We start from the raw sequence: 14,657 nt of genomic DNA, 5'->3' as shown, positions 1-14,657 counted from the left end.
GCTATTTTCCTTTACCCGCGCGGCGCCCGATCAATGTCCTGATCGGAAGCCATGCACAGGGTTCAGCCTGTGCGGTGACTGTCAAAAATCGTTCGAGGAAAAGCCAGGCCGATTCATCATGTACAAGATGGTGGGTGAGCAGGCCGATCGGCTCGCCGTCGGATGCATGCTGCAAGTGTGCGATGATAGCCTGGACCAATAGACCATGATCGAGGCAGCCGCGCGTGCCATGCCAATCCATGATGTCGACATTGCTGTTGATGACCGCCAATGAAGCCGGCTTCGGCGGCCCATAGACTGACAAGGCCGCAAAACCTATCGATCCAAGGTCGGATACCACGCCGGCGTCGATCCTGTTCCATGGCGGCACCAGCATCGGAACGGCACGTGCGCCGTGCAGGCCGGTTACTCGCGACAGTCCGCGAGCCAGATCATCGAGCACCGCCTCGCGTGGCCGATGCGCGCCGAGTTCCTGCTTTTTCTGGTCCTCGGGCGCATGATTTCGGTGCGCCCAGCCATGGATCGCGACCGTGGCATGCGGGGCCTCGTCAAGCCGGGCGACAAGCTTCGCGTCGGTCAGGGCCGGAATGACGGCCAGAGTGACCGGAACCGCGAATTCACCGGTGAGGTCGAGCAGCCGATTAAGCGCAGGCGTCGGATCCACGGCGTCGTCGTCGCGCAGCCAGAACTCCGCCTTGCGGCCCGCCCGTTGCAGGCGCGCCAGCTCTTCCACCAAGGGCTGCCAGATCGGATCGGACGTCATGAGACCGGGACCTTCGCAATAAGTCCGGCCAGACGCGCAGCTGCGCCACCGAGGGAACGTTCTTCGAGAACGAAACGCCTGGCTTCCGCGGCCATGATGGTTCTTTCGTCGTCACGGGCCAGAAGCCTTTCAATGGCGGAAGCGAACGCCGCGACATCGCCCGGCGGGGTTAGAAACCCGGTCTGGCCATCCCGCACGACCTCCGGCACGCCGGCGATGTCCTGAGCCACCACCGGAAGGCCGGCGGCCTGTGCTTCAAGATAGGCAACGCCGTAGGCCTCGCCATAACCCGGCCAGACATAGATTCCCCCGGTGTAAAGGACATCCGGCACGGCGGCTGGCTCGATCGAGCCAATCCACTCGATACGATCGGCGGGCAGGTCGGCGAATTGCGCTTCGACCTCGTCGCGGGCTGGGCCGTCTCCGACGATCGACATGGTCCAGGGCAGGTGACCTATCAAGCCGAGCGCTTGCGCCAGCATGCGATAGCTGCCCAGTTTGTCGCCTGGGCGCATCATGGCGACGGTAATGAGGCGCGTCGGACAACCCCGTGCCGGGATTTCCCGGAATGCCGATGTGTCGATGAAGGGCGAAAGCATACCGAAAGCGGCCTTGGGAATAGCATCCGCCAGTCCCTGACGATCCCTTTGGGTGAAGCAGATGTTCATCGCCGCCTGTTCGATGGCTCGCGCCACCAATGCTTGGCTATCGGCCCACAAGCCGGCTTCGCGTCGCCTGGAATAGGAGGCTTCCGCTGTCACATAGGGGACAGCAAAGGCCGACGCCAGCTCCGGCCCGATCAAGTCGGGCGCCTTGTAATAAGGATGGTAGGTGAACCAGAGATCGGGCTTGCCGTCACGACCCCAAAGTTTGGTCAGCCGCGCGGCTTCCTCTGCGGCCTCGATCTTTAGTGCCTCGAAACTTTTCGACTCCGGCTGGCGTAGATAGAAGCGCAACTCAGATGCCAGTTCGACGCTATGCCCTCCGTGCTCCAGCGCTTTGACAAGCATCCGTGCCATCTGGCGGTCGCCGGAAACAACGGGATGATTGGGTGACTTCAGCGGCGCGTAGAAGGCAATTCGCATCGCGCGACCCTATCACCGGAAAGCCTGCGCAAGTCAATTTCCAAGCGTAATCGACTTCACCTTCAAGCCGTGGAATATGCTATCAATGGCCATGGAAACAGCTGTCGCGTCCGACCCGTTTGTCGCTTCTTTGCCGGTCTTCGCAAAGTTCGAAAGCGTTGCCGACATCGATAACTATCGGCCCCTCCCCGATGGCTGGGCGCTGGCCACTGCCGACATTGTCGGCTCGACCAAGGCGATCGAGGCGGGGCGCTATAAAACCGTCAATATGGCCGGCGCAAGCGTCATTTCGGCGCTGCTCAATGCGCTGGGTCGGCAAGACCTCCCCTTTGTCTTCGGCGGCGACGGCGCGCTCGTGGCGTTTCCCGGCTCGGCGCTGGAGATTGCCCGCAACGCGCTGGCGGCCGTCCAAAGGTGGGTGGCGGACGAACTGGGCCTTACCTTGCGCGCCGCGATCGTGCCGATAGGGGACATAAGGGCGCATGGCCTCGACGTTCGCGTGGCGAGGTTCCGGGCTTCCGAAGCGGCCTTCTATGCCATGTTCGCCGGCGGTGGCGGCAGTTGGGCGGAAGCTGAGATGAAAGCGGGGCGCTACCGCATCGATCCTGCGCCGGCCGGCGCGCGGCCGGATCTGACCGGCCTCTCCTGCCGTTGGAACCCGATCGAGGCCCGGCATGGCGAAATCGTCTCGATCATAGCCACACCGGGGGCGTCGCGCGACTTGCGCGGGTTTCAGTTTCTGGCTTCCGACATCATCGCCCTCGCCGGCAGGCAGGAGCGCGATGGCCACCCGGTGCCGGTGGACGGCCCGGGCTACAGTCTGCTGCCCGCCGGCCTGGATGTCGAGGCGCGGGCGATGGCCCCGGCAGGATGGCGGTGGCGGTCGAAGCTGTGGATCGTGTTCCTGATGACGCTTACGGCTGCAACCGATCGATTTGGCTGGACGATTGGCCGTTTCGATCCGAAGGTCTACAAACGCGAGGTGGCCAGCAATTCGGATTTCCGAAAGTTCGACGACGGCTTGAAGATGACCATCGACGTTGACGCGGATGTGCTGCATCGGATCCAAGACCGGCTGAAGCAGGCGGAAGAAGCGGGCATCTGCAATTATGGCCTGCACCGCCAGAAGTCCGCCTTGATGACCTGCCTCGTCATCTCGCCGCTGCAGCGCGATCACGTTCACTTCATCGATGGCGCCGCCGGCGGCTACGCGATGGCTGCCGCAAGCCTGAAGGCGAAGGCGCAGGTCTGCTGACTGCTTGCGGAATTCGAGTTCCGCAATATGCCCTCACTCATGGTTCTTGGCACCGGTGAGCCTCGCCATGGGAGCGGGTAACCTGTCCGAATTGACGGGAAAGCAGATTTTTTGGACGCCTCACGATATGACCGTCTTCTTAACCGGATTTCGAGGCGCGCCGCGCATGTCAGCGTGATCGGGCTGGCTATGCTGGGTTGCCGCTGTCGGTTGCGATCGCACGCGCCGGGTCCCCGGTTTTCCGGCTTCGACATCGAAACCCGGAAGGTCGAGAGCCTGAACAACGGCCAATCCTCCTTGAGGCAGTGACGTCGACAGCCCTTGCCGACCGGGCGGTTCCGCGCCACTGCGGATTTGTCGAACTAGCCGTCTGCGATGCCATCATAATCTGCGTTCCGACACCGCTGACGAAACACCGGAAGCCCCGAAGATTCGATGCTGTCGTCGTGGCAACCGGCCACGACGCGATCGACTATCAGGCGATCGCTGATCACGCTCCTCTGATCGTCGACACACGCAATTTTTTTGGCCATCTCGGGGTGCCCAAGAGACAGTGGTGAAGGCCCGACGGTGTCTGAGACGGCGAATTCTTTGCCCGATGTCAGGATCGAGATTGCACTCCGCCGGAAGCCTCGCCACATAGGGTTCCAGGTGATAGATGCTGTTTTACGCCTGCTTCCTTCCTGCAAGGAGTTATTTAGGAAATTCTTCGCCGGCTTTCGTCGCCGAAGCCGGCTTCACTGACTTCGATTGTGTGGCGGATCAAAGGAGATGGCTCGTCTTCGACGGGTTTGAGATGGCATGAGCACAGCGCAAGCAGAAATTTCCACCATTCTCATGGATAAAGTTGCCGACTGGCTGAGCCAATCGGCGCTGGCGGGCAACGACCTGGAAACATTGGTAAAGGGCTTTTGTGAACGGCTGGCTGCTGCCGGCCTGCCGCTGAAGCGGGTGCATTTGAGCTTTTCGATGCTTCATCCGCTTTATGACGCGCTTGGTTTTACCTGGCTTCGCGGCCAGGGCCTGGAAGTGGAAGGCTTCCGCAGTGAGAACGGCGTTCATTCCGACAGATTCCTGACCAGCCCATATTACCATCTGCTCAGCAACAAGCTCGACCACCTGCGGCGCCGGCTTGACCCGTCGGTGCGGTCGGAGTTTCCTGTTTTCGACGACCTCAGGCGTATGGGCGTCACCGATTACATGGCTTTCGTGCACCCCTTCAACGGCGATACCAGCCAGGGCATGATGGGGTCGTGGTCGACCGACAGTGCGTCTGGCTTCAGCGACGGCATGATTTCGGCGCTACTGCGGATCCAGAACTATCTCGCTATCGCCACCAAGATGGCGGTGCTCACCAAGCTCGCCGACAACATGATGACCACTTATCTTGGCGGCGACGCCGGCAGGCGTGTGCTGGACGGCCAGATCAAGCGCGGCGAGGGTGACACAATCCGGGCCGCATTGGTCATGGGCGATATGCGCGGGTCGACAAGGCTTGCCGAAACCTCCGGTCGCGAAATCTACATCGATACGCTGAACCAGTTTTTCGATGCCATCGCTGCGCCTTTCAATCGCAAAGGCGGGCAGATCATGAGTTTCCTGGGTGATGGCTTCATCGCCGTCTACCCCTGCGAAAGGCATCGCTCGCAGTCCGAGATCGCCTGCCAGGCTGCTCTTGCGGCAGCGCACAAGGCCAGCGCGCGCATGATGGAACTCAATCTGCGCAGAAAGGAGCAGGGACTGGGCGACATAAAGTTTGGTATCGGCCTGCATGTCGGCAATGTGATGTTCGGCAATGTCGGGCTTACCGACCGGCTGACATTCTCTGTCTTCGGCTCGGCTGTAAACGAGGTCCAGCGTCTCCAGACCCTGACCAAGAAATATCCGCACAGCGTTCTCGCCAGCAAGGACTTCGCCAGCTATTGCGGCGACAACAGTTGGCTGACGCTCGGCACGGAGGAACTGGCGGGTATCAAGCAGAAGCTGACGGTGCTTTCACCCGATTTGTCGGGTGCTCTCGCCCTCGATGAAGACGCTGCGCCGATTCACGACCGGATATCGGACGCCGAGCAGGTCATGCTGCTTCATCGCGATGCCGCGCGGTTGTCGGCAAGCGACCGGAGGAAGCTCCAGTAACCGACACGATCCGGTCCGAAAGCCTTGGTGTGCAGCCCGGTCGCCGGTTCCGTCGCGGAATTCGATTCGAATCCAAGTTGCTCTAGGCTGGCAATACGCTAGTCTCGCTTTTGGGTCTGCCGCCCGGCAGACTGCCAGAGTGGGGCTGGTGTGAGGATGAATTCGGGCATTGATCTGCTGCGGATCGAGGATCTTGGCATCTCTTTTGCCATGATCGGGGGACCGTTGCATGCCGTCAGGCGCGCAAATCTTCGCGTCCTGCCCGGCAAGGTTACCGCGCTTGTGGGCGAGTCCGGTTCCGGAAAATCGGTTCTCAGCCAGGCAGTGATGGGCATTTTGCCGAATACGGCCCATGTTCGCGGCCGTATCCTGTTTTCTGATCCTGAAAAGCCCGGAACGACGCAGGATATCCTGCAGATGCAGCGTGACGGAACCGAAATCCGGGCGTTGAGAGGCAGTCGCATCGGCAAAATCTTTCAGGAGCCGATGACATCGCTGTCGCCGCTGCACACGATCGGCAACCAGGTCAGCGAATCGTTGCAGATTCATACGCCTATGGCTCGGGCGGAGCGCAAGGCGCGGACCGAGGAAATGCTCGGCCTTGTCGGATTTCCCAATCCCAAGCGCGCCTACGACATGTATCCATTTGAACTTTCGGGAGGATTGCGGCAACGCGCCATGATCGCCATGGCGCTTATCTGCCGGCCTGCTTTGTTGATCGCCGACGAGCCGACGACGGCGTTGGACGTCACCATCCAGGCGCAAATCCTGCAATTGCTGCGCGGGCTTCAGACCAAGCTGAACATGGCGATGCTGCTGATCACGCACGACCTCGGCGTGGTCGCCAATGTCGCCGACGAGGTGGTGGTCATGTACCATGGCGAGATCATGGAAATGGGGCCTGTCGAGGCGATATTCCGCCGGCCGGGCCACCCTTACCTGAAGGGCCTGATGGCAGCCGTTCCGCATTTCGACCTGAAGCCTGGTGAAAGGCTAAAGGCGCTTCGCGAGGTGCCGGTGAACGTTGGGAACCTGCTCGGCAAGCAGACTGCGCCGGCATCGAAGGGGCCGGAGGACATTCTGCTTTCGGTGAGGGATCTGACAAAGACCTTCACCACCCGCAAGTCCGGATGGTTCAGCGGGGGTCATCAAACCTCTGTTCGCGCCGTGGACGGCGTGAGCTTCGACATCAGGCGGGGTGAGTGTCTGGGTCTGGTCGGCGAAAGCGGCTGTGGCAAAACAACCGTCAGCAAGATCCTCATGCGGGCCATCACCCCCAGCGGCGGTTCTGTGATCTTCAACGGCCGCGATGGACCGACCGACGTCCTGGGCGCAGAGGGAGATGCCCTGCGCATATTGCGCGCGAAAATCCAGATGGTCTTCCAGGACCCGGTTTCGTCGCTTTCACCTCGCATGACGGTGGAGAACATCTTGAGCGAGCCGCTGGAGATCCATCAACGTGGCAATGCGGCGTCCCGACTCGCCACGGTCAAGAGCCTGATGCAGGCAATCGGGCTCGATCCGCGCTTCATAAAGCGCTATCCGCACAGTTTCTCCGGCGGGCAACGTCAGCGCATCGGCATCGCGCGTGCGTTGGCGCTAGGGCCCGAACTCCTGATCTGCGACGAGCCGGTTTCGGCGCTCGATGTCTCTGTCCAGGCGCAGATCCTGAATCTTCTGAAGGACCTGCAAAAAGAACTGGGCCTGACCTACCTGTTCATATCCCACAATCTGGCGGTGGTGGACTACATGGCAGACCGCATCGCGGTGATGTGCGGCGGGCGTATCGTCGAGCTTGCGCCGCGCGAAATTCTGCTCAGAAAACCAATCCACCCCTACACGCGCTCCCTGGTCGCCGCGGTACCTTTCCCCGATCTCGACAGGCCGATGGATTTCAAGACGCTGAAGCTCAGCGGAGCTTCCGACACCAGCGCATGGGGACCGCAATTCCGCGACGAGGGCGACGAAGATAGGCTGTCACCACTCGATCTTGGCGGTGGCCACCTCGTGCTGGCGAGACATTCGGCCGATATCAGTGAGTTACGCCATTGATCAGCCGGCGCACCGTCCTTGGTCTCATGGCTTCGGCATTTCTGCCAGGGACGTCGCGCGCCGGCGATCTGGAGCCGGAATTTCTTCGGCAACAACTGACGGTCAAGGCGCTGCCGACACTCGCTGAGCGCCTGCCCAAGAGTCCGCGCGCGCTGAATCTCGCTGCAATGGGCCGGCTGCCCGGCCAGTATGGCGGCACGCTGCGGACAATCATCGGCAGCCAGAAAGATATCCGGATGATGACGATCTACGGGTATTCTCGCCTGGTCGGCTATGACGAAAAGCTCAACATGCAACCCGACATTCTCGAGCGTTTCGACGTGGCGGATGATCGCGTCTTCACCTTCAAGATACGGGAAGGGCACAAATGGTCTGACGGCAGCCTGCTGACGCCGGAGGATTTTCGCTATTGTTGGGAAGATGTCTGGCTGAACGACGAGCTTTCGCAAGGCGGGCTCGCCCCCGCCCTGCTGGCGGACGGCAAGCCGCCACGCTTCGAGATCGTCGATCCGTTGACGGTCCGCTACAGCTGGGATGCGCCCAATCCAGACTTCCTGCCCAAGCTCGCTGCCGCTTCGCCGCTATCGCTTGTCCTGCCGGCCGCCTATCTCAAGCAGTTCCACAAGAAATATCAGGATTCATTCCGGCTCGCCGGCCTGATGAAGGAGAACCGGACCCAGAAATGGACGCTCCTGCATATCCGCATGTCGCGGCAGTATCGCCCGGAGAACCCGGAACTGCCGACGCTCGACCCCTGGCAGAACCGGACCAAGCCGCCGGCCGAGCAATTCATCTTCGAGCGCAACCCGTTCTTTCATCGAATAGACGAGAACGGCCGGCAACTGCCCTATGTTGACCGGATCATCATGAATGTCAGCTCATCGGCGATCATCTCCGCCAAGACCGGTGCGGGCGAGAGCGACCTGCAATGCATGGGAATTGACTTCAGCGACTACTCCTTCCTGAAAGACGCGGAGAAGCGCTATCCGGTGAAGATGCACCTGTGGAAACGTACACAGGGTTCTCGGCTGGCGCTGCTGCCGAATCTGAATTGCGCCGACCAGGTGTGGCGTGGCCTTCTGCGTGACGTGCGCGTGCGCCGCGCACTTTCGCTCGCCGTGGACAGGCGCGAGATCAATATGGCTGTGTTCTACGGATTGGCGCAGGAAAGCGCCGATACGGTCTTGTCCGAGAGCCCGCTCTACCGGCCGGAATTCGCTAAAGCTTGGGTTGCCCATGATCCCGACCAGGCCAATGCACTGCTCGACGAGGTCGGGCTTCTGGCACGTGACGATGACGGCCTGCGGATACTTCCCGATGGACGCTCTGCCCAGATAATCGTGGAAACCGCCGGCGAAAGCACACTGGAAACCGACGCGCTCGAACTCATCACCGATCACTGGCGAAAGATCGGCATCGCCCTGTTCATCCGGACTTCGCAGCGCGACATCTTCCGCAGCCGCGCGCTTGGCGGCCAGATCATGATGTCGATGTGGTCGGGCATCGACAATGGCGTGCCGACCGCCGACATGAACCCGAGCCAGCTGGCCCCCACCATCGACGATCAACTGCAATGGCCGCTCTGGGGTGCTCACTACTTGTCTCACGGCAAGATGGGCGAGGCGCCCGATCTTCCTGAAGTGATCGAGTTGATGGCTTTGCTCAAGCGCTGGAACGCATCGACCGAAGCGACAGAGCGCGCCGAAATCTGGAATTCGATGCTGTCGATCTACACCGATCAGGTGTTTTCGATCGGGACCGTGAACGGAACGCATCAGCCGATTCTGGTGTCCTCACGGCTGCGCAATCTGCCTGACAAGGCGCTCTTCGGCTACGATCCGACCGCCTATTTCGGTGTCTACATGCCGGATACATTCTGGCTTGGAGAGTCCTGAGCGTGCTTCGATATATTGTCTGGCGCATTACTGTGATGGTTCCAACGCTGCTGGTGATATCAGCGATGGTGTTCACGATCATCGAACTTCCCCCCGGCGACTATTTCGACAGCTATGTCGCCGAGCTTCGGGCGCAGGGCGAAGGGGTGGATTCCGATCGCATCGAGATGATGCGGAAGGAATATGGTTTCGACAAGCCGCCGATCATTCGCTACTTCTACTGGGTCGGCGGGATGCTGCACGGCGATTTCGGCTATTCCTTCGAATATGAGCTGCCGGTTCGCGACGTCGTCGGGGACCGAATGTGGCTGACCGTGCTGGTTTCCTTCGTGACGATCATCTTCACCTGGCTCATCGCCTTTCCGATCGGCATGTACTCCGCGACGCATCAATACAGTTGGGGCGATTACGGCCTGACCTTTTTCGGCCTCCTGGGCCTTGCCATTCCGAACTTCATGCTGGCGCTGATCCTGATGTATTTCGCCAACATCTGGTTCGGCACGTCCCTCGGCCATCTCATGGACCCGCAATATCTCAGCGAGCCGATGAGCTGGGCCAAGGCGAAGTCGATACTCGCCCATCTCTGGATCCCGGTCTTGATCATCGGCACCGGGGGCACGGCAAGCATGATCCGGCGGCTGCGCGCCAATCTGCTCGATGAGCTACACAAGCAATATGTGGTGACCGCGCGCGCCAAAGGCCTTCATCCATTCAAGGCGCTGGTCAAATATCCGCTGCGCATGGCGCTCAATTTCTTCATTTCCGACATCGGCTCTATCCTGCCGGCCATCATCTCCGGCGCCGAAATCACGGCGATCGTGCTGTCTTTGGAAACGACCGGGCCGATGCTGATCAAGGCCTTGCAAAGCCAGGACATGTATCTGGCGGGGTCGTTCCTGATGTTCCTAGCCTTCCTGACAGTCATCGGTGTCCTGATTTCAGACCTGGCGCTGGCGGTGCTTGATCCACGAATTCGTTTGCAGGGCGGCAGCACCAAATGAAGACGGATTCGCCGCTCCCCGCTCCGGGTGCTCCACTAGAACACTACGTTTCCAGCGCGCCCTTTGACCTGCAGTCGGTCGAGGCGATGACGGCGGAGCAGTCGAAGGTCTTTCAGGCGTCGCAGTTGCGGTTGATGTGGTGGAAATTCCGCATGCACCGGCTTGCCCTTGTATCCGGCATATTCCTGATAGTGCTTTATTTCGGGATACTGATCTGCGAGTTCCTGGCGCCCTACAATCTGCACACACGCAACATGGACTATATCTATTCGCCGCCGCAGCAGGTGCACCTGTTCCACAACGGCGAGTTCGTCGGGCCGTTCGTCTATGGCCGCCAGATGACGCTGGACATGGACACGCTCAAGCGGAACTACATCGACGACCAGGGCGATGTTCAGCGGCTCCGTTTCTTCTGCAAGGGCGACAGTTACCGGTTCTGGGGCCTGATCGAAGGTGACAGGCATTTTGTCTGCGCTGCCGAAAACGGCCAGCTCTTTCTGGCCGGCACCGACAGGCTGGGGCGCGACGTGCTCTCGCGCATGATCTATGGCGCACGCATTTCACTGACAATCGGCCTCGTCGGCATCAGTTTCAGCTTCCTGCTCGGCATCGTCATCGGCGGACTGGCCGGTTATCACGGCGGTATCTTCGATCTGATCGTTCAACGGATAATCGAAGTCCTGCAATCGATTCCCAGCATTCCGCTATGGCTGGCCCTGGCGGCGATCATGCCGATAACCTGGAGTCCGATCCTGATCTATTTCGGCATCACCGTGATCCTCGGAGTGCTCGACTGGACCGGACTGGCGCGGGCCGTGCGTTCAAAGCTTCTGGCCTTGCGCGAAGAGGATTACGTTCTGGCCGCGCAATTGATGGGCGCCGGGAGCAGCCGCATCATCGGCCGGCATCTCATTCCCGGCTTCATGTCGCATCTGATCGCCACGGCGACGCTCTCCATTCCCGGCATGATCCTGGGTGAGACGGCGCTGAGCTTCCTCGGGCTCGGCCTGAGAGCGCCGATAACCAGCTGGGGCATCCTGCTCACCGAGGCGCGCAGCGTCAGCGTGATCGCATTCTATCCATGGCTGCTTTTGCCGATGCTTCCCGTCATTCTCGTCATCATGGCGTTTAACTTCCTCGGTGACGGCTTGCGGGACGCCGCAGATCCCTACAAATGAGTTGTTATTTTGCCGCGCGCCGTGCCGCCTATTCCACCCGGTATGATCCTGCCGGCTGCCTGTACGGTTGTTGCAGTGTTCATGGTCCGCCTCTATATGTGCCGACACGTGATCGAGTTTCGCACTACGCCTTCGGGATTCACCCGTGAACAGTTCTTGTCGGCGGCATTGACGATCTCTTTCTGGTTCAGGACACACAAAAGCATATGAGTCGCCTCGAGAATTTCATCAGCAGGATGACCGCACAGCGCGACATTCTCGACCAAGTCTGCGTCGAGGTGGCGAAGATGGAGGGGCTTGTACTCGAGCTCGGCCTCGGCAACGGTCGGACGTTCCACCATCTGCGCGAGCGCCTGCCCGGGCGCCGGATCGTGGTGTTCGACCGCGAAGTCGGCGCACATGCCAGCTCAATTCCCGAAGCCGAAAACCTCGTGCTCGGCGAAATACGCGAGACGGCCCGCAAGTTCATTGGCATCGAAGCCGCCCTTGTACATGCCGACATCGGCACCGGCTATGACGATCGGGATGCAGTGACTGCTACCTGGCTTCCCGATCTGATTGCGAGCCTGCTTCGGGTCGGCGGCTTCGCGGTCAGTGGCACGCCGCTCGATCACCCGCTGCTGCAACGCCTCCCGGCGCCGACTTCAGAGCCCGCCGATCGTTATTTCCTCTGCAAGCGCGTGTGAGCGGCCGAGAGCGCCTCATCTTTTCACGCAAACGCTGCTCTACTGCAATTCCAAGGGAAAGTGCTACGCGTTTTTCCCGAAAAACCGTTTACACTTTCCCTGGGATTGCTCTGGACGGCCCAATTGCTCAGGGGATTGTATACACCGCGATCTCCCGCTCGATGCCGCGCAGCGAGACTTCGTGAGGCACGGGCGTCAGAGCGTTCCTACGCAACAGATCGGCGGTGAGATTGTCGTCGACCACCGCGCGGGTTGCGAAGATAGCCTGTGCGTTGGCCAGGTTCTGGACCCGTGAAGCAATGTTGACCGTCTGGCCGAAATAGTCCTGTCGCTCGTTCATGGACACGGCGATGCAGGGGCCGGCATGGACACCGATCTTGAGCAGCAGATCCTCGCGCCCGCTTCTGTCATTGAGCGCACGCATGGCATCACGCATCCTGAGGGCCGCAGCCATCGCGCGATCAGGCGTCGCGAATGTCGCCATCACCGCATCACCGATGGTCTTCACCACCGCGCCTGCCTCCGCCGCGACGATCTCGTGCAGAACCTGGAAATGCACGCGCACGAGATCGAAGGCTGAAAGGTCGCCCACCCGCTCGTAAAGCGCGGTCGATCCGCGCAGGTCGGTGAACAGGAAGGTGAGGCTGGTGATCTTCAGGCGCTGGTTGATGTCGAGCGTATCCGTACGATAGAGGTCGCGGAACGTCTGGTTGGTGAGCAGGCGCTTGGCGGTCAGAAAAGGCCGGCGTTTGCCCAGGAGATTATGCAATGCCTCGCCGGCGATGAAGACTGCCGGCAGCACGCGGGTGTCGGTCCTGTTTTCCAGCGAAATACGCAGCGGACCGGGTTGCATTTCCAGTGTCTGGTTCTGGACATGGTCGCGGTCGAAAGCCAACGACAGGCTTCGCCGCTCTTTTGTTGGTTCGCCCTTCGCGTCGATGAACTGCGCTGAATGGGTGACCGGCTCGAAGACGATGATGAATTCGGACGGAAGCTGTATGGGCAGAACGGCCTTTTCACCCGGCGCCAGCTCGATATCCTCCAGCGAGAACGCTTCTATGTTTTTCGCCAAACCCTCTTCCGGCAGATCGACGCCGGATCCCCAGTAAATCTGGCGAAAATATTCCACCAACGGCAGTTCGTGTGGATTGTGGGCGGCAATCCTGCGCACGCGAGGGCTGACGGTGAATGTCACCTCGACCATCTCATCGAGGGTCGGCGAATAGCCTTCGGAGCATAGCGCACAGGTGTATTCGTCCTTCTGCAGGGTTTTCAGCGTAGCGTTGGTGTCGAGCACGCCGCCACAGCCGGGGCACAGAACATTCCATGAAATGTCGAAGATGCCCACCCGCGCCGCATGGAGGAAGGCGCTTATGGCGCGTTCCTCGTCGAGGCCATGCTTGCTGGCGAAAGCCGGCACATTGATGCGGCAAAGTTCATGATCCTTGCCTTCCGCGATGGTCCGCCGGATCGCGTCGATTGCCTGGGGATCGACATCGGTCGATTGCCGCAAAAGCGAGAACAGATCCTGAATTTCGGTCATCGTGCAGTCTCCGGAAAATGCACCCCCGAGGTGGTTGACCGGAACCGGTCTTCGTTCCGAGCGCTCCATCTTACTTCGAAACGGATCGTACGGCCATTCGAATGGAAAAGCCCGCCGACGTGTCAATCCGTCGGGATTTTCACCGATCCCAAGCGGTACTATGGTGGGTCCATGGGGTATTCATCTTTGGGACTTTCTCCCGCGCCGACACCCGACAACCCGCCATTTCCCGCGGCCTTGCGGCTTTTCTCGGCGGGGATCATCATCGTCCTGATCGTCGGCGCCGGCCTTTTTTTCGCGCCTGCGCTGGTCAGGCCGCGCTGGCCTTGGGCCGTCACGCCGTTCAACGCCCGCTTCCTCGGCGGCTTCTACACCGCCGAAATGGCCGTGATGGCGGCGCTGCTGGTCTGGAATCGCTGGTCGCCAGGCAGGCTAGTGCTTGTCATGGCCTTCATCTTCACCGTCATCGTTTCGGCGGCTTCGTTCATCAATCTCGGCTATTTCAACTTCGAGCGGAAAGCGCCCTGGCTCTGGTTCTTGGTCTATCTTGCTTCGGTCGCGGTATCCGGGCTGTTCCTGTTACGGGCCGGGGGCCGTCCTTCCGCAAAGGGCGTGACCTTAAACTCTGCATGGCGCGGCTATATGTCGATGGAAATGGCGATCCTTGGGCTTTATGGCGTCGGTCTGTTGCTGTTTCCCCTGACATTCGGCGGCTTTTGGCCGTGGCCGATCGACGCCTTCCACGCTCAGGTTTACAGCGCCATCTTCCTCGCCGGAGCGGGCGGCACATATCTCGTCTGGAAAAGCGCGCCGCGCGAAGAGCTGCTGGTGCTCGGTCTGGCGCAGTTTCTGGTCGGCTTGTTTGCCATCCTTGGCCTTGTCATCACCGAGGCCGCAGTGCACCGGATCGACTGGACGGCGACGGGAACATTGTGCTGGCTCGCCCTTTTCGGCTGGATCGGAATCAGCGGCATCTTCAAACTCTACGCCGTCTCCCGGTACTTCAGCGCGCAATCGGCATCATAGGATGATGAGATGGCTGGATTTTCAGATGATGTCCGGT

11 protein-coding genes are annotated in these 14,657 nt (G+C 60.4%); 8 read left to right on the top strand and 3 right to left on the bottom strand.

Features of this window, described 5'->3' with window-relative positions; translation table 11 throughout:
• Position 1: 1 nt before the first annotated feature.
• Both AC0L24_RS00140 and AC0L24_RS00135 read right to left on the bottom strand, forming a co-directional pair.
• On the bottom strand, positions 2–763 hold the full coding sequence (locus tag AC0L24_RS00140; protein WP_473563302.1) for a polysaccharide deacetylase family protein: 762 nt from the start codon (positions 761–763) through the stop codon (positions 2–4).
• On the bottom strand, positions 760–1,848 hold the full coding sequence (locus AC0L24_RS00135; protein WP_127395733.1) for a glycosyltransferase family 4 protein: 1,089 nt from the start codon (positions 1,846–1,848) through the stop codon (positions 760–762). The genes AC0L24_RS00140 and AC0L24_RS00135 overlap by 4 nt, the downstream gene beginning before the upstream one ends.
• A gap of 85 nt (positions 1,849–1,933) precedes the next feature.
• On the opposite strand from AC0L24_RS00135, the gene AC0L24_RS00130 reads away from it, so the two are divergent.
• The 7 genes from AC0L24_RS00130 to AC0L24_RS00100 all read left to right on the top strand — a co-directional run bounded on the left by AC0L24_RS00130 (position 1,934) and on the right by AC0L24_RS00100 (position 12,051).
• Complete coding sequence (locus AC0L24_RS00130; protein WP_473563301.1) at positions 1,934–3,103, top strand: DUF3095 domain-containing protein; 1,170 nt, start codon at positions 1,934–1,936, stop codon at positions 3,101–3,103.
• An 801-nt stretch (positions 3,104–3,904) separates the two neighbouring features.
• Positions 3,905–5,239 (top strand): adenylate/guanylate cyclase domain-containing protein, encoded by a 1,335-nt coding sequence (locus AC0L24_RS00125; RefSeq protein ID WP_127811228.1) that lies wholly within the window; start codon positions 3,905–3,907, stop codon positions 5,237–5,239.
• A gap of 156 nt (positions 5,240–5,395) precedes the next feature.
• Entirely contained in the window at positions 5,396–7,291 is a 1,896-nt protein-coding gene (locus AC0L24_RS00120) for an ABC transporter ATP-binding protein (RefSeq protein ID WP_127395735.1), read from the top strand.
• A 26-nt stretch (positions 7,292–7,317) separates the two neighbouring features.
• Positions 7,318–9,186 (top strand): ABC transporter substrate-binding protein, encoded by a 1,869-nt coding sequence (locus tag AC0L24_RS00115; RefSeq protein ID WP_473563300.1) that lies wholly within the window; start codon positions 7,318–7,320, stop codon positions 9,184–9,186.
• A 2-nt stretch (positions 9,187–9,188) separates the two neighbouring features.
• Positions 9,189–10,187 (top strand): ABC transporter permease, encoded by a 999-nt coding sequence (locus AC0L24_RS00110; RefSeq protein ID WP_473563299.1) that lies wholly within the window; start codon positions 9,189–9,191, stop codon positions 10,185–10,187.
• Positions 10,184–11,365, top strand: a complete 1,182-nt coding sequence (locus AC0L24_RS00105) for an ABC transporter permease (protein ID WP_127319624.1) — start codon at positions 10,184–10,186, stop codon at positions 11,363–11,365. Before AC0L24_RS00110 ends, AC0L24_RS00105 begins: the two co-directional genes overlap by 4 nt.
• 206 nt (positions 11,366–11,571) lie before the next feature.
• Complete coding sequence (locus AC0L24_RS00100) at positions 11,572–12,051, top strand: class I SAM-dependent methyltransferase (RefSeq protein WP_023809557.1); 480 nt, start codon at positions 11,572–11,574, stop codon at positions 12,049–12,051.
• A gap of 127 nt (positions 12,052–12,178) precedes the next feature.
• On the opposite strand, the gene AC0L24_RS00095 is transcribed toward AC0L24_RS00100, so the two are convergent.
• Positions 12,179–13,594, bottom strand: coding sequence for an adenylate/guanylate cyclase domain-containing protein (locus AC0L24_RS00095; RefSeq protein ID WP_127319622.1), 1,416 nt, complete (start codon positions 13,592–13,594; stop codon positions 12,179–12,181).
• Between AC0L24_RS00095 and AC0L24_RS00090 the strand changes: the two genes are divergently transcribed.
• Entirely contained in the window at positions 13,490–14,620 is a 1,131-nt protein-coding gene (locus AC0L24_RS00090; RefSeq protein ID WP_292633933.1) for a hypothetical protein, read from the top strand. The genes AC0L24_RS00095 and AC0L24_RS00090 overlap by 105 nt on opposite strands.
• The last annotated feature ends 37 nt before the right edge of the window (positions 14,621–14,657 follow it).

The sequence above is a fragment of the Mesorhizobium sp. WSM4809 genome (assembly GCF_055811655.1).
The sequence above is the reverse complement of the archived record's forward strand: the minus strand, read 5'-3'. Positions and strand labels throughout refer to the sequence as shown.